General features: G+C 74.7%; 19 protein-coding genes. 10 read left to right on the top strand and 9 right to left on the bottom strand.

Going from position 1 to position 19,134, the window contains the following annotated elements; translation table 11 throughout:
• The first annotated feature begins 1 nt into the window (after position 1).
• The 4 genes from ABZ783_RS16695 to ABZ783_RS16680 all read left to right on the top strand — a co-directional run bounded on the left by ABZ783_RS16695 (position 2) and on the right by ABZ783_RS16680 (position 4,428).
• Positions 2–700 (top strand): response regulator transcription factor, encoded by a 699-nt coding sequence (locus tag ABZ783_RS16695; protein ID WP_357438632.1) that lies wholly within the window; start codon positions 2–4, stop codon positions 698–700.
• Positions 701–814: 114 nt separating this feature from the next.
• A complete protein-coding gene (locus tag ABZ783_RS16690; protein WP_357438629.1) occupies positions 815–2,398 on the top strand; it encodes a metallophosphoesterase in 1,584 nt (527 codons plus the stop codon).
• Positions 2,399–2,429: 31 nt separating this feature from the next.
• The gene (locus tag ABZ783_RS16685) at positions 2,430–3,455 is read left to right on the top strand and encodes a hypothetical protein (protein ID WP_357438627.1); all 1,026 of its coding nucleotides are present in this window, start codon (positions 2,430–2,432) and stop codon (positions 3,453–3,455) included.
• Positions 3,456–3,549: 94 nt separating this feature from the next.
• Positions 3,550–4,428 carry a tetrahydrofolate dehydrogenase/cyclohydrolase catalytic domain-containing protein gene (locus tag ABZ783_RS16680; RefSeq protein ID WP_357438625.1) on the top strand — a complete coding sequence of 293 codons (879 nt, stop codon included), beginning with the start codon at positions 3,550–3,552 and terminating at the stop codon, positions 4,426–4,428.
• Positions 4,429–4,439: 11 nt separating this feature from the next.
• On the opposite strand, the gene ABZ783_RS16675 is transcribed toward ABZ783_RS16680, so the two are convergent.
• From ABZ783_RS16675 to ABZ783_RS16665, 3 genes are all read right to left on the bottom strand, one after another.
• Positions 4,440–5,471, bottom strand: a complete 1,032-nt coding sequence (locus ABZ783_RS16675; protein ID WP_357438623.1) for an alpha/beta hydrolase-fold protein — start codon at positions 5,469–5,471, stop codon at positions 4,440–4,442.
• Positions 5,468–6,379: a hypothetical protein gene (locus ABZ783_RS16670; RefSeq protein WP_357438621.1), complete on the bottom strand. Its 912-nt coding sequence runs from the start codon at positions 6,377–6,379 to the stop codon at positions 5,468–5,470. Before ABZ783_RS16670 ends, ABZ783_RS16675 begins: the two co-directional genes overlap by 4 nt.
• Positions 6,380–6,493: 114 nt before the next feature.
• Positions 6,494–7,273, bottom strand: coding sequence for an endonuclease/exonuclease/phosphatase family protein (locus ABZ783_RS16665; protein ID WP_357438618.1), 780 nt, complete (start codon positions 7,271–7,273; stop codon positions 6,494–6,496).
• Between the two features lie 202 nt (positions 7,274–7,475).
• Between ABZ783_RS16665 and ABZ783_RS16660 the strand changes: the two genes are divergently transcribed.
• The gene (locus ABZ783_RS16660; RefSeq protein WP_357438616.1) at positions 7,476–8,234 is read left to right on the top strand and encodes a TSUP family transporter; all 759 of its coding nucleotides are present in this window, start codon (positions 7,476–7,478) and stop codon (positions 8,232–8,234) included.
• Between the two features lie 22 nt (positions 8,235–8,256).
• Here the strand turns inward: ABZ783_RS16660 and ABZ783_RS16655 are convergent, their stop codons facing one another.
• On the bottom strand, positions 8,257–8,856 hold the full coding sequence (locus ABZ783_RS16655) for a malonic semialdehyde reductase (protein ID WP_357438614.1): 600 nt from the start codon (positions 8,854–8,856) through the stop codon (positions 8,257–8,259).
• A 93-nt stretch (positions 8,857–8,949) separates the two neighbouring features.
• Here ABZ783_RS16655 and ABZ783_RS16650 point away from each other — a divergent pair, with 93 nt between their 5' ends.
• The 3 genes from ABZ783_RS16650 to ABZ783_RS16640 all read left to right on the top strand — a co-directional run bounded on the left by ABZ783_RS16650 (position 8,950) and on the right by ABZ783_RS16640 (position 11,843).
• A complete protein-coding gene (locus ABZ783_RS16650; RefSeq protein ID WP_357438611.1) occupies positions 8,950–9,312 on the top strand; it encodes a helix-turn-helix domain-containing protein in 363 nt (120 codons plus the stop codon).
• 24 nt (positions 9,313–9,336) lie between these two features.
• Entirely contained in the window at positions 9,337–10,110 is a 774-nt protein-coding gene (locus ABZ783_RS16645) for a GNAT family N-acetyltransferase (protein WP_357438609.1), read from the top strand.
• Positions 10,111–10,331: 221 nt separating this feature from the next.
• Entirely contained in the window at positions 10,332–11,843 is a 1,512-nt protein-coding gene (locus ABZ783_RS16640) for a VWA domain-containing protein (RefSeq protein ID WP_357439256.1), read from the top strand.
• A 46-nt stretch (positions 11,844–11,889) separates the two neighbouring features.
• Here ABZ783_RS16640 and def read toward each other — a convergent pair whose 3' ends face one another.
• From def to ABZ783_RS16625, 3 genes are all read right to left on the bottom strand, one after another.
• On the bottom strand, positions 11,890–12,399 hold the full coding sequence (gene def / locus ABZ783_RS16635; protein ID WP_357438607.1) for a peptide deformylase: 510 nt from the start codon (positions 12,397–12,399) through the stop codon (positions 11,890–11,892).
• A 10-nt stretch (positions 12,400–12,409) separates the two neighbouring features.
• Positions 12,410–12,730 (bottom strand): hypothetical protein, encoded by a 321-nt coding sequence (locus ABZ783_RS16630; RefSeq protein WP_357438605.1) that lies wholly within the window; start codon positions 12,728–12,730, stop codon positions 12,410–12,412.
• Positions 12,731–13,131: 401 nt separating this feature from the next.
• On the bottom strand, positions 13,132–13,623 hold the full coding sequence (locus ABZ783_RS16625) for a MarR family transcriptional regulator (RefSeq protein WP_357438602.1): 492 nt from the start codon (positions 13,621–13,623) through the stop codon (positions 13,132–13,134).
• 51 nt (positions 13,624–13,674) lie between these two features.
• Between ABZ783_RS16625 and pip the strand changes: the two genes are divergently transcribed.
• Positions 13,675–14,622, top strand: coding sequence for a prolyl aminopeptidase (gene pip, locus ABZ783_RS16620; protein WP_357438599.1), 948 nt, complete (start codon positions 13,675–13,677; stop codon positions 14,620–14,622).
• A gap of 52 nt (positions 14,623–14,674) precedes the next feature.
• On the opposite strand, the gene ABZ783_RS16615 is transcribed toward pip, so the two are convergent.
• Positions 14,675–15,856, bottom strand: coding sequence for a chorismate-binding protein (locus tag ABZ783_RS16615; RefSeq protein ID WP_357438597.1), 1,182 nt, complete (start codon positions 15,854–15,856; stop codon positions 14,675–14,677).
• A 123-nt stretch (positions 15,857–15,979) separates the two neighbouring features.
• Between ABZ783_RS16615 and ABZ783_RS16610 the strand changes: the two genes are divergently transcribed.
• Entirely contained in the window at positions 15,980–16,180 is a 201-nt protein-coding gene (locus tag ABZ783_RS16610; RefSeq protein WP_036371784.1) for a DUF5999 family protein, read from the top strand.
• Positions 16,181–16,265: 85 nt separating this feature from the next.
• On the opposite strand, the gene gcvP is transcribed toward ABZ783_RS16610, so the two are convergent.
• Positions 16,266–19,085, bottom strand: a complete 2,820-nt coding sequence (gene gcvP, locus ABZ783_RS16605) for an aminomethyl-transferring glycine dehydrogenase (RefSeq protein WP_357438594.1) — start codon at positions 19,083–19,085, stop codon at positions 16,266–16,268.
• Positions 19,086–19,134: the final 49 nt, after the last annotated feature.

The raw sequence follows: 19,134 nt of genomic DNA, 5'->3' as shown, positions 1-19,134 counted from the left end.
CATGGCGATCACCGTGCTCCTCGCGGACGACCAGCACTTGGTTCGTTCCGGGTTCCGCAGTCTGCTCAAGCGGGACCGCGACATCGTCGTCCTCGATGAGGCATCGACCGGGGACGAGGCAGTCCGCACCGCCCGGGCGCTGCGGCCCGACGTGGTGCTGATGGACATTCGGATGCCGGGCATGGACGGGATCGCCGCCACCCGGCAGATCGTCGCCGACCGGCAACTGCAGGGCAGCCGGGTGGTCATCCTCACCACCTTCGAAACAGATGAGTACGTCTTCACCGCCCTGGCGGCAGGGGCAAGCGGGTTCCTCACCAAGGACATCGACCCGGAGGGCCTGCGCCGGGCCGTCCGGGTCGTGGCGGCCGGTGAAGCGCTGCTCTCACCGGGCGTTACCCGCCGCGTGATTGCGCAACTCGCTCACCGGCCGGCGGCCGACACCGGTTCGGCGCGGCTCGCCGCACTCACGGAGCGCGAACGGGAGATCGTCCGGTTGGTGGCGAGCGGCCTGTCCAACGACGCCATCGCCGGTCACCTCGTGATCAGCCCACTGACGGTGAAAACCCACATCACTCGGGCCATCGCCAAGCTCGACGTCCGAGATCGAGTTCAGCTCGTGATTTTGGCCTACGAGACAGGTCTCGTCCGCCCGGGCTGGGCGGCCGCGCCGACCGAACAGCCACCGTCCGGCGGGTGACGACTCCTCAGCAGAACGGGAGGCTCGGCCCGCCGCGGTGGAGGTTCTCCTACTCGCGGGCCCGGACAGTGCCACGGGACGCAGCGCGGAGCGGGCGGCCCGCATACTCGTGCGGTGACGTTGCTGTGCGAACCGTACCTGCTCGACCCGCAGCCGGACGGAGTCCACGTGCTCTGGCACACCGAGCGCGCCGGCCGGTGCCAGGTCGTCCTGGTCGGCGTGGACGTGCCGGAGATGACCGAGCAGGAGGCGTACGCCGCCGCGACCGGTCCCGCCGAGTCCGGTGGCGGGTGGCGGCGGTTCCGCGCCGAGACCCGGCCCCTGTCGCGGATGCGGGAGGACGCCGAATCGTCGGTGCCGGGCCGGGCGTACGCCGGGGTGACCCGGCGCCCGGTGTACCGGCAGTTGGCCGAGGTCGGCGGGCTGCCGGCGGGGCGCCTGCCGTACCGCGTGGTGTCGATCGACGACGACGGACAGATCACCGTCACGGCCAGCTACAGCCTGGCTCCGGCGGTGCCGCCGGGACGACCGGTCCGGCTGCTGTTGACCAGCGACCACCAACTCATGCCGATGGTCCCGGCGAACCTGGCCCAGGTCGGCGAGACGGCCGGCACCGCCCTGGACGGCGTGCTGATGGCCGGTGACATGGTCAACGTGCCGGACCGGGCCAGCGACTGGTTCGACAGCACCCGCCGGCCGGCCTTCTTCGCCAGCTTCGCCGGCCGGGCGACCGGCCGCTGGCCGGGCGCGCCGATCCTGCCGAACACCCCGCTCTACCCGGCCATCGGCAACCACGAGGTCATGGGGCGCTGGTCGGAGACCGGCTCGCTGGAGGAGCAGTTCAACGATGCCCGGCCCGACGACTGGGACGTCACCACCTACGGGGAGCTGTTTCCGGTGCCGCGCAGCGACGCGGGCGGGCCGCGCTGGTGGTCACGGACGATCGGCGACGTCCATCTGATCAGCCTGTTCGCCACGGCGGTGTGGCGTTCGCCGAAGCCGATCGGGCGGGGCAAGTTCCAGGAGGCCGCCCAGGACGTCGACCGCCCGCAGCGGTGGGGGCACGGCCAGTTCATCTTCGCACCGATCGCCCGCGGCTCGGCGCAGTACCGCTGGCTGGCGAACGAACTGGCGTCCCCCGCGGCCCGGGCGGCCCGGTACCGGGTGGTGATGTTCCACCACCCGAGCCACGGGCTCGGTCACCACTGCGCGCCGCCGTTCACCGACCCGGTGCCGACGGTGCGGCCGGGTGGGATCACCTACCACTATCCACTCGGCGACGACCACATCCTGCGCGACGTCGAGCCGCTGCTCAGCGCGGCGCAGGTCCACCTGGTCCTCAACGGACACTCACACGTGTGGAACCGGTTCCGCAACGCGGCCGGGGTGCACTGGCTGGAGACCTCCAACGTCGGCAACAGCTACGGCGCCTACGACGTCACGTCCGGCCGGTCGCGTGAGCTGCCGCCCGGGTACGTCCAGCAGGGCGACCCGGGTGGGTTGGCCCCGGTCGTCCCCACCGTCGCGCCGCTGACCGGCCCGGACGGCACCGCCCTGCCCTACGTGGCGAGCAACGAGATCACCGTGTTCACGCTGCTGAACACCGCCGACGGACTGGTCCGCTCGTATCGCTTCGACACCGCCGATCCGGCCGCCCGGGTGGTGCTGTTCGACGAGTTCCCCCTCGCCGGGGCGTAGCCACCGGCCGCCGCCATGGCAGCATTGCCCGATGCGGGTGGGCGCGGCGAAAGCGGTGGCGGTCGACTGGGTACGCGAGCGGATGCGCCACGACCCGGCCGTGCGGGGCGCCTTCTTCAGCGGCTCCACGGTGGCGCTGCCGGAGCAGGCGGTGCTGCCCGCGTCGTCCGACGTGGACGTCCTGCTGGTGCGCGACGAGCCGGGCGGGAAGCTGGGCAAGTTCCGCCACCGCGGGGTGCTGCTGGAGGTCAGCGAGCTGACCTGGGCGGACCTCGGGTCGGCCGACGACGTGCTCGGGTCGTGGGTGTACGCGCCGATGTTCCGCACCGACACCGTGATCGCGGACCCCACGGGCCGGCTGGCGGCGATCCGGGATCGGGTGGCGGCCGGGTTCACCGACCCGGGGTGGGTGCGACGGCGGTGCGCCGGGGTACGCCGGCGCGTCGAGGACGGGCTCCGACGGCTCGACGACACCGCGCCGCTGCACACCCAGGTGACCGCGTGGTTGTTCCCCACGTCGCTGACGGCGCTGCTGCCGGTGGTGGCGGCACGGCGGGACCCGACGGTCCGCCGCCGGTACGTGCTGGCCCGGCAGGTGCTGGCCGGGCACGGGCTGGCCGACCGATACCGGGAACTGCTCGGCTGGCTGGACGGCGGTGGCATGTCCCCCGCCCGGGTGCGGGAGCATCTGGCGGGGCTGGCGCGCACGTTCGACGAGGCGGCACGCGTGGCGCGTACGCCGTTCGCCTTCGGTGCGGACATCACGCCGGCGGCCCGGCCGGTGGTGGTGGACGGCGGCGCGGAGCTGGTCGCGGCGGGCGCGCACCGGGAGGCGATGTTCTGGATCGTGGCGACGTACGCCCGCTGCCACACGATCCTGGCCGCGGACGCGCCGGCGCGGGAGGTGGTGTTGCGGCCGGCGTTCGAGGCGGCGGTGGCGGACCTGGGGGTGGCCTCGGCGGCCGACCGGCGGCGGCGGGCCGACGAGGTGCTGGCGGCTCTGCCCGGCTGGTGGGAGGTGTCGCGTGCGGTCGGCGGGTGGGATGTGGCAGGCTGAGCGTGGACGCGACTGGCGGCACGGGGATGGCAGCAACCATCGGGGAGCTCGTCGCGGGGGTCGACCGCCTGGGCCTCCGCGGGCGAGGTGAGCCATGTCTTCTGTGGAAACGACCGCCCGGATCCTGTCCGGCAAACCGGTGGCGGACCAGGTGCTGGCGGAGGTCACCGAGGCCGTGCAGGCGCTGCGCGCCGCCGGCGTGACCCCGGCCCTGGCGACCGTCCTGGTGGGCGACGACGACGCCAGCGCCGGCTACATCCGGATCAAGCAGCGGCAGGCGGCGGAGCTGGGGTTCGTCTCCCCGCACGTGCACCTGCCCGCCTCGGCGTCGCAGGCGGACCTGCACGCGGTGCTGGCGGGCTTCAACGCCGACAAGGACGTGCACGGGGTGTTGGTGCAGCATCCGATCCCGGGGCACCTGGACTACGACCGGGCGTTGCAGGTCCTCGACCCGGACAAGGACGTCGACGGGATGCATCCGGTGAACATGGGCCGGCTGGCGTTGGGCCTGCCGGGTCCGCTGCCGTGCACGCCGGCGGGCATCGAGGCGCTGCTGGCGTACCACGGGGTGCCGGTGTCGGGCCGTGAGGTGGTGATCCTGGGCCGGGGCGCCACGTTGGGCCGGCCGCTGGCGATGCTGCTGGCGCAGAAGCGCCCCACGGCCAACGCGGCGGTGACGGTGGTGCACACCGGGGTGGCGGACTGGCCCCGCTACACGCGGCGGGCGGAGATCCTGGTGGCGGCGGCGGGCGTGCCGGGCATCATCCAGCCGGAGCACGTGCGCCCGGGCGCGGTGGTGGTCGGCGGCGGCGTGCGGTACGAGGGGCGGCGCCTGCTGCCGGACGTCGACGAGTCGTGTGCCGCGGTGGCGGGGGCGATCACGCCGCGGGTCGGCGGGGTGGGCCCGACGACGGTGGCGATGCTGTTCCGCAACGCGGTCCGGGCGGCGCAGCGGGCGGCCGGGATGGCCTGAGGCCGCCCACGTCAGGTGGCGGGGACGGGGCGGCCCAGCCAGCCGGAGAGCCAGTCGAACGCGGGATCCTCGGTGGCTTCCCAGACGGACATGCTGTGGCCGCCCCCGTCGACGTAGGCGGTGGTGACGGCCAGCGGCGTCCGGGCCAGGCAGCGCAGCGTCTCGGCGTCGTGGTGGGCCTTGCGGTCGGCGCGGCCGCTGGACAGGTAGAGGGCGACGGCCGGTGGGGGCAGGTGTAGCAGCCGCCACCGGTCGTCGTTGAGGGTGTGTTCGCTGCCGTCGCCGACGGTGATGCCGGGGTCGGCGTAGCCGGAGAGGCTGGCGGCGGCGGCGTACCGGTCTGGGTGGCGCAGGGCCAGGTTGGTGGCGCAGTAGCCGCCGGCGGAGTAGCCGATCAGCCCCCAGCCGGCCCGGTCGGTGCGCACCCGCAGCTGGGCCGCGGCGGCCGCCGGCACGTCGACGGTGAGGAACGTCTCCGCCTGCGGCCCGTGAACCAGGTTGGTGCATTCGGTGTCCAGCAGCGGGCTGGGGGTCTGCGGGGGGAACAGCACGACGGTGGGCGCCATCCGGCCCGCGCTGATTTCCTGGTCGAGGTGCCGGGCGGCGGCGAGGCGGTTGAGCCAGGCGGCGGGTGAGCCGGGATAGCCGTGCAGCGCCTCGACGACGGGGAACCGTTCGGTGGGCTGCCGGTCGTAGGCGGCCGGCAGGTAGGCGGCGACGTGCAGGGTGAGACCGCTGGCGGCGCCGGCGACGGTGAGGGTGACGACCCGTCCCCCGCCGGGGCCGGCGGCGGGTGCGGCGGCGTCGGCGGGGTTGCGGCCGAGCAGCGCCGACCAGTTGGTCCAGGTGTCGACCTGCCGGTTGACCCAGATCCCGGCGGCGGCGACGGCGGTGAGCAGGCACAGCAGCGCCGTGGCGGCGCGCCCGGCGACGCGGCGGGCCCCGGCGCCGCGGTCCCAGAGCGCGGACAGCAGCACGGCGGCGGCCACCGCGACGCTGGTGGCGGTGAGCGCGGCGGCGAGGCTGTCGGGGGCCACGGTCACCGTCCGCCGGTCGGGGGGCCGGCCTGCGGGGGCGGCGGGATCAGCGGCGCGGGCCCGCCCAGGGGTGCGGGCGTCTGCCGGCAGGCCCAGCGCAGCGCGGTGGGCAGCGGGTCGGCGGGGCGGCCGGGCTGGTGGGTGGCCGCGCCGATGACGGCGACGGTCTCCGTGGCGGGCAGGTCGGCGGGCACGGCGACGCCGCCGGGTTCCGGCACCTCGTCGACGAGGGCGAGGGCGGGATAGCGGGTGGGTGCGGCGCGGACCACGGCCCCGGCGAGCCCGGCCAGGTCGGCCGGGGCGATCAGCGCCCAGCTGTGGCTGGTGACCCGCAGGTCGCGGGCGAGGCCGGCGGGCAGGGCCTCGGTGAGGACGGCCGGCGCGGCGGTGGGCCGCAGGTGGGTGAAGACGACGATCACCGGTCCGGTGTCGGCCTGGACCGTGCGGGCGGCGGTGGCCTCCCCGGCGCCGGTGGCGTGGTCGGCCAGGACGGCGATCACCGGGTACCGGCGGGTGGGGTGCTGCGGGTAGTCGGCGGGCACCACCACGGTGGGCGTGGCGGTGACCGGCCAGCGACCGCCGCGCGGCGGGTGCCACGGGAAGGCGACCGGGGTGGGGGCCGCGCCGGCCCGGCTGGTGATCCAGCGGTCGAGGCGCCCGGACCGGGTGGGGTCGGTGTCGTGGCGGGCGACCCCGGCGGGCAGCAGGTCGCCCCAGGTGGGATAGAACCCTTCAGCACGGTTGACGGCGAGGCCGACGGCCAGCAGGGCGAGGACCTCGGTGAGCAGGACGGCGACGGGTCGGGTGAGGGCCTGCCAGCGGCCGTGGCGACGCCAGGTGCGGGCGGTGCCGACAGCGGCGCCGGCGGCGATGACCCCGATCGTGATGAGCAGCGGCAGGCCGGTCAGCGACATGGCTGGCCCCTCCCCTCGACGTCCCATCGCTATCACGGGCGCCCGGCGGCCGGACGGGTTTGGCTGTTCCGTCGCGCCGCGCGCCTCCCCGACGGTAGGGGTTCCCGGCACGCCTCAGCCGAGGTTGACCAGCAGCGGCCGGTGGTCGGAGATGGTGGACAGCGGGGTGTCGACGGCGGTGACGGGCGGCAACCGGTCCCGGCCCTGCCGGTCGGCGAGGATGTGGTCGAGTTGGACGCGGGGCTGCCCGGCCGGGTAGGTGGGACGCCGCCCGAGGGGACGCCACCGGGACAGCAGGGCGGCGGGGCCGGCGGGCAGGTTCAGGTCGCCGAGCAGGATCCGCGGGGCGGGCAGGGTGCGCAGCGCCCGCACGACGCGGCGCAGTTGCAGCACGTTCCAGCCGGGGACGAACGACAGGTGGGTGGCGGCGACGGTGAGCGGCCCGTACGGGGTGTCCAGCACGGCGGCGAGGACCACCCGGGGTTCGTCGCGCAGCAGCACCAGCCCGCCGCCGGGCCCGGGAACGTAGACCGGGGAGCGTACGGGGGCCGGGCGCAGCCGGGTGACCTGCCAGGAGCGGACCGGGTGGCGGCTGACCAGCCCCACCCCGTAGCAGGGTTCGCCGTCGCCGTCGTCGTCGTGGGTCAGCGGGCGGAACCCTTCGCCGGGGGTGCCGACGACGGCGGCGGCGAACCGGTGCTCGGGGGCGTCGAGGGCGCGGGCGGCGATGGCGGTGAGGTCGAGCTTGCCGCTGCGGGACTGGTCGCGGTCGACCTCCTGCAGGGCGAGGACGTCGGCGTCGAGTGCGGTGACGGCGGCGGCGAGCCGGTCGGGGTCGACGAGTCCGTCGGTGAGGGACCGGCCGTGCAGCAGATTGAACGTGGCCAGGCGCACCTGCACACCCTACGTCGCCGTGGCAGGCTTGCCCGGTGCTGAAGGCGTTGGTCTGTTCGATCCTGGTGTTCGTGGCGGTGGCGGCGGCGGGCCTGTGGTTGCGGCGGCGCCGGGGCCGCTGAGCCGGCGGTGAACCTGGCCACAGCGGCACTCGTCGGGGCGGCGGCGGTGGGAAGAATGGCCGCCCGTGGACCCTCTGTCGTTGACCACCCTGCTGACCGCGGCGGCCCTGGCGGGCTGGGTGGACGCGGTGGTCGGCGGTGGCGGGCTGTTGCTGCTGCCGGCGCTGCTGGTGGCCGCGCCGGGCGTGCCGGTGGCCACGGCGTTGGGCACCAACAAGCTGGCCGCGATCTTCGGCACCTCCACCGCGGCGATGACGTACGCGCGGCGCACCAAGCTGGACTGGGCGGTGGCCGGGCCGGCGGCCGGGCTGGCTGTGCTGACCGCCGGGCTGGGCGCGGCGCTGGCCGGGGCGGTGCCGGCGGGCGCGTACCGGCCGGTGGTGCTGGTGGTGCTGCTCGCGGTGGCGGTGTTCGTGCTGACCCGGCCGCGGCTGGGCGTGGTGTCGTACCCGCATCGGCGTACGCCGGCGCGGGTGACGGCCGCGGTGGCGGTGGCCGGGGTGGGTATCGCCCTCTACGACGGCCTGATCGGCCCGGGCACGGGCACGTTCCTGGTGTTGGCGTTCACCGCGCTGATCGGCGCGGACTTCGTGCAGGGTTCGGCGATGGCGAAGGTGGTCAACGCGGGCACCAACCTGGGCGCGCTGGTGGTGTTCGCGGCCACCGGGCACGTGTGGTGGCTGCTCGGGGCGGCGATGGCGGTGTGCAACGTCGCTGGTGCCGCGCTGGGCGCGCGGATGGCGCTGCGGCGCGGCGCCGGTTTCGTCCGGGTGGTGCTGCTGGTGGTGGTGCTGGCCCTGGTGGTGAAGCTGGGCTACGACCAGTGGCGGGCCGGCTGAGCCGGCCCGCCACCGCGTCGGCTCAGGCGTGTCGGACGACCTCGTCGTAGTCGAGGCGGGGCAGCCGGGGGAACCAGGCGTCCGGGCCGGGCTTGCCGATGTTGACCACGAGCAGGGACCGCCAACTGCTGTCGGCGAAGAACTCCTTGTCGACGCCGGCGGCGTCGAAGCCGCCCATCGGGCCGGCGGCCAGGCCGGCGGCGCGGACGGCGAGCAGCCAGTAGCCGATCTGCAGGGTGGCGTTGAACCGGGCCATCTGCTCGCGGCCGGCGGGGTCCTCGGCGAGGGCGTCGCGCATCTGCGGGCGGATCGGGAAGACCCGCGGGACGAACTCGTGGAAGTCGGTGTCGGCGGCGAGGACGGCGACGACCGGCGCGGTGGCGGTCTTGGCGCGGTTGCCCTCGTTCATGTGGGTGAGCAGCCGTTCGCGGGGCTCACCGTCGCGGAGGAACAGCACCCGCAGCGGCTGGGTGTTGGCGGCGGTGGGCGGGTACTTGGCGAGCTCGTGGATGGTGCGCAGCTGCGCGTCGCTGACCGGTTCGTCGGTGAACGTGTTGGCGGTGCGGGCGTCGGTGAACAGCAGGGCCTGCGCTTCGGGGTGCAGGGTGATCAGGTCGCTCATGGGTCCTCGTTTCGGCGGCGCTACTCCATGCACGGGAGCAGCTAGCTTTTTAGTAGTGCCTTGCGGGGCGAGCGTAGCGCGTATCCTGAGGGCATGACGACGAGGCCCCAGGTGGAGCACACGCCCCGTTCCTGCGACGGGGGGTTGGCCCGGGCCTTCGCGTTCCTCGGCAAGCGGTGGAACGGGGTGCTGCTGGGCACCCTCGCCAACGGGCCCGCCGGCTTCGCGGAGCTGGCCCGGGCGCTGCCCGGGATCAGCGAGTCGGTGCTGTCCGACCGGCTCGGTGAGCTGTGCCGGGTGGGCCTGGTCTCCCGCACCGTGCGGGAGGGACCGCCGGTGGGGGTCAGCTACCAGCTCACCGACCGGGGAGCCGCCCTGCTGCCGGCCCTGGACGCCCTGGCCCGCTGGGCCCACGACCACCTGCCCGCCGAGACGGGACGCCCCGGCGGCTGCTGACCGCCGCCGTGTGATCATCGGCGGATGCCCGTACGCGCCGAACACGACCGGACCGTCCTGGCCGACCTGCTGGGCCGGGACCCGGTGCTGCACGCCTACCAGCTGGGCGACCTGGACGACTTCTTCTGGCCCTACACGTCGTGGTACCGCCGGGGCGACCAGGTGGCATTGCTCTACCACGGCGTCGACCTGCCGACGCTGCTGGCCTTCACCACCCCGGAGCGGACCGGGCAGCTGGCGGCGCTGCTGGGCGAACTCGCGCCGGTGCTGCCGGCCCGGCTGTGGGCGCACCTCTCCCCCGGCCTGGACGCCACCGTCGCCCGCTGGTATGAGGTGTCCGACGCCGCCGTGCACCACCGGATGGCGTTGACCGACCCGGACCGGCTGGCCCGGGCCACCGCCGCCGGGGACGTGCTCGACCGGTCCGACCTGCCGGCGCTGCTCGACCTCTACGCGGTCGCCTATCCGGGCAACTGGTTCGACCCGCGGATGCTGGACACCGGCCAGTACGTGGGGATCCGGGAGGCCGGCGAGCTGGTCACCGTGGCCGGGGTGCACGTCTGGTCCCCCACCTGGCGGGTGGCCGCCCTGGGCAACGTCACCACCCACCCACGGGCCCGCGGCCGCGGCCTGGCCGGCGCCGCCGTGGCCGCGCTCTGCGCCCGGCTGCGGGCCCGCGTCGAGCATGTGACGCTCAACGTCCGGGCCGACAACGCCGCCGCCGTGCGCCTCTACGAGCGGCTCGGCTTCACCCGGGTCGCCGACTTCACCGAGTGCGCGCTGCGCCGCCGCCCGTGACGACGCGGCCGGCCAGTCTGCCCTGTCCAGCCGCCACGCCGGGTCAACAACCCGACGCTGACCTGGGCATGTGTCGGACCGGCCGGGGTCGGCCGGGCCCCTAGCGTCTGCTTCGAGGCCGCGTCCGGGGCGGGCGCGGCGGAGTCGAAGGAGACACGATGGGTTTGACAGCAGTGGCCCGCGGGCGCGCCAGGGGGGTTACCGTCGCCGCCGTGGCCGCGATGGTGACCGCGGTGGCGGCCCCCGCCTGGGCGGCCCCGGGGGTCGACCCGGGCACGGTGGACCGGTCCGCCGATCCGGGCGCGACGATCCCGATCAGCAAAGTGGTCTCGACGCCGCCGATCCCGCCGAAGCCGGACGTGGTGCTGCTGGTCGACACGACCGGCAGCATGGGCCCGGCGATCGCCAACGTCCGGACCAACCTCCAGCAGGTGATCACCAACGTCCGTACCGCACAGCCCAGCGCCGAGTTCGCGGTCGCCTCCTACCGGGACGAGGGTGACGGGCCGGAGCTGTTCCGGGTCCGGCAGGACCTCACCGCCGACGCCACCGCCCTGCAGACCGCCGTGGACGGGCTGGCCGCCGCCGGCGGTGGCGACACCCCGGAGGCGTGGGTGAACGCCCTGTTCCAGGTCTCCGACGGCGCGATCGCCTACAGGTCGGGCAGCAGTCGGATCGTGGTGCTGGTCGGTGACGCACCCAGCCACGACCCCAGCGCCGGACACACCCTCGCGCAGGCCACCGCCGCGCTGCAGGCCGACGCCGCCCGGCTGCTCGCCGTCAACGTCAGCGGCGGGGGCGGCGGGCTGGACGCCGCCGGCCAGGCCAGCAGCGTGGCCGCCGCCACCGGCGGCCAGGTCGTCGGCAGCGCCCCGGACACGGTGACCGCGGCCATCCTGAACGGGCTGCGGAACCTGGACGTCACCGTCACCCCGACCGTGACCTCCTGCGACCCGGGCCTGTCGGTGAGCTTCGACGCCGCGTCGCGGACCCAGCAGAGCGGCAGCGACGTGCCGTTCGCCGAGACCATCACGGTGGCCGGGAACGCCGCCCAGGGCGCCACCCTGCACTGCACGGTGGACTTCCTGCTCAACGGACTCTCCGGCGGGCCGGAGTTCGTCGAGCACATCAGCGTGAAGGTCAACGACGTCACCCCGCCGACGGTGGTCGTCGACGACCGGACGGTCGAGGCGACCAGCCCCGCCGGCGCGGTGATCAACTACCCGGCCAGCGCGACCGACAACGTCGACGGGCCGCTGACCCCGACGTGCGCGCCGCCGCCCGGCAGCACCTTCCCGCTGGGCGCCAGCACGGTCACCTGCACCGCCACCGACGCGGCCGGCAACACCGGCAACGACACCGCGGTGATGCGGGTGGTGGACACCACCGCCCCGACCACGCGGTGCGTGCCGACGAACAACCCGAGCGGCGGCAACGTTCCGGGCTCCTACAACCCGGACGGGTTCTACCAGTTGACCGCCACCGACCTGGTGGACACGAAGGTGGACGTGTACATCGGGGACGCCGCCGACCCGTCGGTGAAGTTCGGGCCGTTCCCCGCCGGCACGAAGATCAAGCTGGTGCAGGCGCCAGGGGCGCAGTCCCGGGTCAAGGACGGCGCCGGCGACATCGACTACAAGGTCACGCTGCGCGGCGACGCGGTGATCACCGGCGTCGACGACGCCGGGAACACCTCGACCGCGACCTGCCTGGTGGCCCCGCCGCCGAAGTGAGCCGGTGAGCGGACGCGGGGGTGACCGTCCGGCCACCCCCGCGTCGTCACAACCCCCGACTGGGCGAGTCGAACCGCCCGGCCCGGATCTCCCGCAACGCCCGGCGGCGGGTGTCGCCGCGCAGCGTGTCCACGTACAGGCGGCCGTGCAGGTGGTCGGTCTCGTGCTGCAGGGCCCGGGCCAGGAACCCGCTGCCGGAGATGGTCAGCGGCTGGCCGTACTGGTCGAAACCGTGCGCGGTGGCGTGCATCGCCCGCGCGGTCGGGAAGTACAGCCCGGGGATGGACAGGCAGCCCTCGTCGTCGTCCTGCGGCTCCGTGGACAGCTCCAGCCTCGGGTTGATCAGGTGGCCGCGGTGGCCGTCGGCGTCGTAGACGAACACCTGCGCGCTCACCCCGATCTGCGGGGCGGCCACCCCGGCGCGGCCAGGCGCGCCGAGCAGCGTGTCCATCAGATCCTGCACGAGCGCGCGCAGCTCGGCGTCGAAGCTGGTCACCGGCTCACACGGGGTACGCAGCACGGGGTCGCCGATGATCCGGATCGGGCGCATAGTCATGCCCGGAAGGCTAACCGCCCGTTACCTGTCCGGTCGCGCCCACCCGCCCGGCCGGCCGGTTGCGGATCAGCACCTCGATGCCGTCGAGGATGCGGGCCAGCCCGAACTCGAAGGCGCGGGCCGGGTCGCCGGCGGCCTGGTACTCCTCGCCGGCGGTCGTGCCCACCCGGGCGGCGAGGGGGAACCCGATCACCTGCGGGCCCAGCGGGGGGCGGGTGGTGGCGACCCGCAGCAGCCACGGGTGGCGCAGGTACAGCGCCCGGTTCTCCCGGGCGATGTGCTCGAGGCGAGCGCCGTGGTGACCGGGCGGGCCCTGGCCGACCTGCTGCACGCCGCGGTGGCGCTGCTGCTGCTCCTGCGCTTCGCGATGATCTGGGTCGGGGGTCTACCTGGCGTTGCTGCTGCGCCGTCCCGAGGCGGTGGCCGCGCTGCAGATCCTGGTCTGGCCGCTCGGCTTCGCCTCCAACGCCTTCGTCGCCCCCGGCCACCATGCCCGATTGGCTGGCCGCCATCGCCGCCTGGAACCCGCTGTCGGCCACGGTGGCCGCCTGCCGGGACCTGTTCGGCAACCCCGGCTGGGGCGCCGACACCTGGCCCGCCGAGCACGCCGGCGTCCTGGCCGCTGCTGCTCATCGCGGTGTTCCTGCCGCTGTCCGCGCGCCGCTGGCAACGCCTCGACCGGTGACCGCTCCGGGCGGCCCCGGCGGGGCCGCCCGGAGCTGCGGGGTCACCTCAGGCCGGCCGGCCGGTGGGGGCCAGCCCGGTGTCGGCGATGCGGTCGCGCAGCGGGCGGCGGCGCAGCGCCGCGAGGACCGCGTACAGCTCGTCGGCCAGGGGTACGGGCAGTTCGGCGTCTAGCTGCCGCATGGCGGTGGTGGTGGCCGCCCACTCGGCCTCGATGACGGGCAGCAGGGCGCGGGCCCGGTCGGTGAGGGTGACGATGCGCTGCCGGGCGTCGGCGCCGGGGGTGAGGGCGACCAGGCCGGCGCGGCTCATCTGGGCGACGGTCTGGCTGGCCGCGGAATGGGTGACCCCGACCCGGGCGGCGAGGTCGCGGATGGGCAGCGGCCCGTCGGCGACCAGCACCCGCACCAGCGGTGAGTACCGGGGCCGGTAGTCGGCCAGGTCCAGGTCGTCGTAGACGGCGGCGACGTCGCCGTCGAGCAGCTCGAGGACGTGGCGCAGCAGGGTGCCGAGCGCCTCGCGGTCGGGGATGGCGGTCACGTCCGCTAATGTAACAGCGCTGTTGTATCTGGGCCTCGGGAGGGGAACCGCATGTATCCGGAGATCGAGCCGTACGCGCACGGCCTGCTCGACGTCGGCGACGGCCAGCGCGTCTACTGGGAGACCTGCGGCAACCCCGACGGGCGCCCCGCCCTGGTGGCGCACGGCGGCCCCGGCTCCGGCGCCACCGCGTCCTGGCGGCGGCTGTTCGACCCGGCCGCCTACCGGATCATCCTGTTCGACCAGCGCGGCTGCGGGCGCAGCACCCCGCACGCCAGCGACCCGGCCGTGGACCTGTCGGTCAACACCACCGCCCACCTGCTCGCCGACATGGAACAGCTGCGCGAGCACCTCGGCGTCGACCGGTGGCTGCTGTGCGGCGCCTCCTGGGGCTCGTCGCTGTCCCTGGCCTACGCCCAGCGCCACCCGGAACGGGTCACCGCGCTGGTGCTGTTCAGCGTGGTCGCCAACACCCGCCGCGAGATCGACTGGGTGACCCGGGACATGGGCCGGATCTTCCCGCAGGAGTGGGCCCGATTCCGTGACGGGGTGCCCGCGGCGGACCGGGACGGCGACCTGTCCGCCGCGTACGCCCGCCTGGTCAACAACCCGGACCCCGCCGTGCGGGAGCAGGCCGAGCGTGACTGGTGCGCCTGGGAGGACGTGCACGTCTCCCTCGCCGGCGGCTTCACGCCCAGCCCCCGCTACGCCGACCCGGTGTTCCGGGCGTGCTTCGTCCGGATCGTGACCCACTACTGGAGCAACCTCGGCTTCCTGCCCGACGGACAGTTGCTGCGCGACGCCGGGAAGCTCGCCGGCATCCCGGGTGTGCTGGTGCAGGGCCGCCTCGACGTCAGCGGCCCGCCGGACATCGCCTGGCAGCTCACCCGGGACTGGCCGGACGCCCGGCTGGAGATCGTGGAGTCCGGCGGCCACGGCAGCGGCCACGGCGTGGGCGAGCGGGTGGTGGCGGCGCTGGACGCCTTCGCCCGCGCCTGACCGGCCCCACCTGCGGGCCGCGCACCCGCGGCCGGCGCCGCGCGGCGGGGCTTCAGCCGGCGGCGAGCAGCGCGCGCACCGGGGCGGCCTTGGCGGCCGCCTCGGCGACCTCGGCCGCCGGGTCGCTGCCCCAGGTGATGCCGCCGCCGGCCCACAGGTGCAGCCGTTCGGCGTCGGCCGCGGCGGTGCGGATGGTCAGCCCCAGGTCGAGCCGGTCGGGCCCGACCCAGCCGAGGGCGCCCATGCCGGCGCCCCGCCCGACCGGTTCCAGGGCCGCGATCCGGTCCAGCGCGGCGAGTTTCGGGGCGCCGGTCACCGACCCGCCGGGGCAGACCGCGCGCAGCAGGTCGGCCAGGCCCAGCCCGTCGGCGGGCGCCGCGGACACCGTCGACTCCGCCTGCCACAGGTCGCACCACCGGCGTACGGCGAACAGTTCGTCGACCCGCACCGAGCCGGTGCGGGCCACCCGGGCCAGGTCGTTGCGTTCCAGGTCGACGATCATCACGTGTTCGGCGCGTTCCTTGGCGGAGGCGAGCAGCTCCCGGCGTCCGGCGGGGGTGGCCGGCCGGGTGCCCTTGATCGGCCGGGTGACCAGCCGGCCGTGCTCGAGGGCGACCAGCGTCTCCGGGGAGGCGCAGCCGACCGCCCAGCCGAGCCCGGACAGGGTGCCGCCGTAGCGGGCGCCGGGCAGGGCGGCCAGCCGGGCCAGGGCGGGCAGCGGGTCCCCGGCGTACGGGGCGGCGGCGTGGCCGACGAGGTTGACCTGGTACACGTCGCCGCGGCCGATGGCGGCGCGCACCGCGGCCACGGCGTTCTCGTGCTCGCGGGGCGTCCAGCTGTCCCGCCAGTCCCCCAGCCACCAGCCGCCGCCGGCCGGCCGGGCGGGCGGGGACGGCGCGTGGCCGTAGACGACCACCACCATGTCCGGCAGCGCCGGTACGGGGCTGGGCGCCCCCGGCGCGCCGCCGGCGATCAGGGCCCCGGCGGCGGCGGACAGGTGCAGGGCGGCGCCGCACACCCCGGTCGGGTCGTGCGTGCCGGGGCGGGCCAGGTCGTGCCAGGCGATCCCGTGGGCGGCGAGGAACTCCTGCGCCAGCACCGCGGGGTCGCCGCCGTCGGCGGGGTGCCACTGCAGCCGGGCCCGTTCCACGAGCCGGTCCCGGCATCCGGCGGGCGCGCCGGGCACGTCGACGCGTGGGAGCGCTTCCACGCCGAATGGCTTGTTGCCGCTCATCCGTTCAGCCGATTTCGGGTGAACAAGACGGAAGCCTGCTCGATAGCGCGCGCTTCCGCTTGGTACTGTGCGTCACTGGTCATGTGAACCATGACACAGCGCCCCCACAGCCCGGAGAACCCGATGTGCCAGCACCAACCCACCTGCCCCTCCGCCGAGGCGACCGACCGCGAAGCCGCCCGCGTTCTCGCCTGCTTCCCTGAGCAGGGCTGGAGCCTGCTCTGCAACGGAGTCATCGTCTTCGAGGACACCGGCGAACTGCTCCCCGACGGCAGCACCATCGCCCCGCACCGCGGCCCCGCCCGACACGCCCTCGTCGCCTGACCGATCACGCTCCGTCAGGAGCGTACGCGTCGACCCGTCGACGCACCGGCCGGGGCGGCGAACCGCACCGCCCCGGCGCCACCCGTCAGCTCTCGAACGCCTCCGGCGACGGGCACGAGCAGACCAGATTCCGGTCGCCGTACGCCCCGTCGATCCGCCGCACCGGCGGCCAGTACTTCCCCGCCCGGTCCACGCCAGCCGGGTACGCCCCCACCGACCGCGGGTACGGGTGCGGCCACTCGTCCGCCGACACCATCGCCGCCGTGTGCGGGGCGTTGCACAACGGATTGTCCCCGGCCGGCCACTCACCCGAGGCCACCTTGTCGATCTCCGCCCGGATCGCGATCATCGCGTCGCAGAACCGGTCCAGCTCGGCCAGGTCCTCACTCTCGGTCGGCTCCACCATCAGCGTCCCCGCCACCGGGAACGACATCGTCGGCGCGTGGAACCCGTAGTCGATCAGCCGCTTCGCCACGTCGTCGACGCTCACCCCGGTCGCCTTGGTCAACGGCCGCAGGTCCAGGATGCACTCGTGCGCCACCAGGCCCTTGTTGCCGGCGTACAGCACCGGGAAATGGTTCCGCAGCCGCGCCGCCACGTAGTTCGCCGCGAGCACCGCCACCCCGGTCGCCCGGGCCAGACCCTCGGCCCCCATCATCCGCAGGTACGCCCACGGGATCGGCAGGATCCCCGCCGACCCGTACCGGGCGGCCGAGATCGCCGGCCGGCCCTCCTGCGCCACCCCGGACGGGTCGCCGGGCAGGAACGGCGCCAGGTGCGCCCGCACCGCCACCGGCCCCACACCCGGGCCACCACCGCCGTGCGGGATGCAGAACGTCTTGTGCAGGTTCAGGTGCGACACGTCCGCCCCGAACCGGCCCGGCTTGGCGAACCCTACGAGGGCGTTGAGGTTCGCCCCGTCGACGTACACCTGACCGCCGGCGTCGTGCACCTTCGCACACAACTGCCCGATGCCCGTCTCGTACACCCCGTGCGTCGACGGGTACGTCACCATGATCGCGGCCAGCGCGTCCCGATGCTTGTCGATCTTCGCGTCGAGGTCGACCAGGTCGACGTTGCCGTCCACGTCGCAGGCCACCACGACCACCCGCATCCCGGCCATCACCGCCGACGCCGCGTTGGTGCCGTGCGCCGACGACGGGATCAGGCACACGTCCCGATGCCCCTGCCCCCGCTGCCGGTGGTACGCCCGGATCGCCAGCAGCCCCGCCAGCTCACCCTGCGAGCCGGCGTTGGGCTGCACGCTGACCGCGTCGTACCCGGTCACCTCCGCCAGCCAGTCCTCCAACTGGCCGATCAGCTCCCGATACCCGGCGGTCTGCTCCGCCGGCGCGAACGGGTGCAGGTGCGCGAACTCCGGCCAGGTGACCGCCTCCATCTCGGTGGTGGCGTTCAGCTTCATCGTGCACGACCCCAGCGGGATCATGCCCCGGTCCAGCGCGTAGTCGAAGTCCGACAGCCGCCGCAGGTACCGCAGCATCGCCGTCTCCGAGTGGTGGCTGCGGAACACCGGGTGGGTGAGGAAGTCCGACGTGCGCGCCAGCCCCTGCGGCAGCGCCGCACCGCCGACGCCGTCGAAGGTGGGCACCCCGAAGGCCGCCCACACCGCCGCCAGGTGCGCGAGGGTCGTCGTCTCGTCGCAGGCGATCCCCACCCGGTCGGCGTCGACCAGCCGCAGGTTCACGTTCCGCCGCGCCGCGGCGGCGACCACCTCGGCGGCCCGCCCCGGCACCGTCGCGGTGACCGTGTCGAAGAACGCCACGTCCGCGACCTGCACGCCGCCGGCCCGCAGCCCGGCCGCCAGCCGCGCCGCCATCTCATGGGTACGCCGCGCGATCGCCCGCAGCCCGTCCGGGCCGTGGTAGACCGCGTACATCCCGGCCATCACCGCCAGCAGCACCTGCGCGGTGCAGATGTTGCTGGTCGCCTTCTCCCGCCGGATGTGCTGCTCGCGGGTCTGCAACGCCAGCCGGTACGCCGGGTTCCCGTCGACGTCCTTCGACACCCCGACGAGCCGGCCGGGCAGCATCCGCTCCAGGCCCGCCCGGACCGCCAGGTAGCCGGCGTGCGGCCCACCGAAGCCCATCGGCACCCCGAACCGCTGCGTGGTGCCGGCGGCGATGTCGGCGCCGATCTCCCCCGGCGGACGCAGCAGCGTCAACGCCAGCAAGTCCGCCGCCACACACACCAGCGCCCCGACCTGGTGCGCCGCCGCCACCAGGCCGGTGTGGTCCCGGACCGCCCCGGACGCGCCCGGATACTGCAGGTGCAGGCCGAAGAACTCACCGGGCAGCTCGTCCCGCTCGACGTCAAGCACCCGCACGTCGATGCCGAGCGGCTCCGCCCGGCCGATGATCACCGCGATGGTCTGCGGCAGGGTGTCGGCGTCCACCACGTACACCGGGCTCTTGCTCCTGGACGCCCGGCGGGCCAGGGTCATCGCCTCGGCCGCCGCGGTGCCCTCGTCGAGCATCGACGCGTTCGCGGTGGCCAACCCGGTCAAATCGGTGACCATGGTCTGGAAGTTCAGCAGCGCCTCCAGCCGGCCCTGGCTGATCTCCGGCTGGTACGGCGTGTACGCCGTGTACCAGGCCGGGCTCTCCAGCACGTTGCGGCGGATCACCGCCGGAGTGTGGGTGCCGTGGTAGCCCAGACCGATCATCGACACCGCGACGGTGTTGCGGGCGGCCAGGGCGCGCAGTTCGGCGATCGCCTCCCGCTCACTGGCCGCGGCCGGCAGGTCCAGGGTGCCGTGCCAGCGGATCACCTCGGGGATCGCGGCGTCCATCAGCTCGTCGATGGAGCTGTAGCCGACGGTCTCCAGCATCCGGCGCTCGTCGCCGGGGTCAGGGCCGATGTGCCGGTCGGCGAACTGCTCTGTCATGCGCGGCGCTCCTTGTCGGGGCGAGGTCGACGGGTCGGCCTCCCCCTGA

It is taken from the genome of Micromonospora sp. NPDC047738 (genome assembly GCF_040642675.1).
GTDB lineage: Bacteria > Actinomycetota > Actinomycetes > Mycobacteriales > Micromonosporaceae > Micromonospora.
Note: the sequence above shows the minus strand (reverse complement) of the source record. Positions and strands in the feature narration are given on the sequence as shown.

What these genes read in the sequence shown, in the direction of transcription:
- ABZ783_RS16610 (WP_036371784.1), top strand. Translation starts at nt 15,980, where the DNA reads ATGTGCCAGCACCAACCCACCTGCCCCTCCGCCGAGGCGACCGACCGC.
- gcvP (WP_357438594.1), bottom strand. Translation starts at nt 19,085, where the DNA reads ATGACAGAGCAGTTCGCCGACCGGCACATCGGCCCTGACCCCGGCGAC.
- ABZ783_RS16685 (WP_357438627.1), top strand. Translation starts at nt 2,430, where the DNA reads ATGCGGGTGGGCGCGGCGAAAGCGGTGGCGGTCGACTGGGTACGCGAG.
- ABZ783_RS16670 (WP_357438621.1), bottom strand. Translation starts at nt 6,379, where the DNA reads ATGTCGCTGACCGGCCTGCCGCTGCTCATCACGATCGGGGTCATCGCC.
- ABZ783_RS16680 (WP_357438625.1), top strand. Translation starts at nt 3,550, where the DNA reads ATGTCTTCTGTGGAAACGACCGCCCGGATCCTGTCCGGCAAACCGGTG.
- pip (WP_357438599.1), top strand. Translation starts at nt 13,675, where the DNA reads ATGTATCCGGAGATCGAGCCGTACGCGCACGGCCTGCTCGACGTCGGC.
- ABZ783_RS16645 (WP_357438609.1), top strand. Translation starts at nt 9,337, where the DNA reads ATGCCCGTACGCGCCGAACACGACCGGACCGTCCTGGCCGACCTGCTG.
- ABZ783_RS16640 (WP_357439256.1), top strand. Translation starts at nt 10,332, where the DNA reads ATGGTGACCGCGGTGGCGGCCCCCGCCTGGGCGGCCCCGGGGGTCGAC.
- ABZ783_RS16695 (WP_357438632.1), top strand. Translation starts at nt 2, where the DNA reads ATGGCGATCACCGTGCTCCTCGCGGACGACCAGCACTTGGTTCGTTCC.
- ABZ783_RS16650 (WP_357438611.1), top strand. Translation starts at nt 8,950, where the DNA reads ATGACGACGAGGCCCCAGGTGGAGCACACGCCCCGTTCCTGCGACGGG.
- def (WP_357438607.1), bottom strand. Translation starts at nt 12,399, where the DNA reads ATGACTATGCGCCCGATCCGGATCATCGGCGACCCCGTGCTGCGTACC.
- ABZ783_RS16655 (WP_357438614.1), bottom strand. Translation starts at nt 8,856, where the DNA reads ATGAGCGACCTGATCACCCTGCACCCCGAAGCGCAGGCCCTGCTGTTC.
- ABZ783_RS16615 (WP_357438597.1), bottom strand. Translation starts at nt 15,856, where the DNA reads ATGAGCGGCAACAAGCCATTCGGCGTGGAAGCGCTCCCACGCGTCGAC.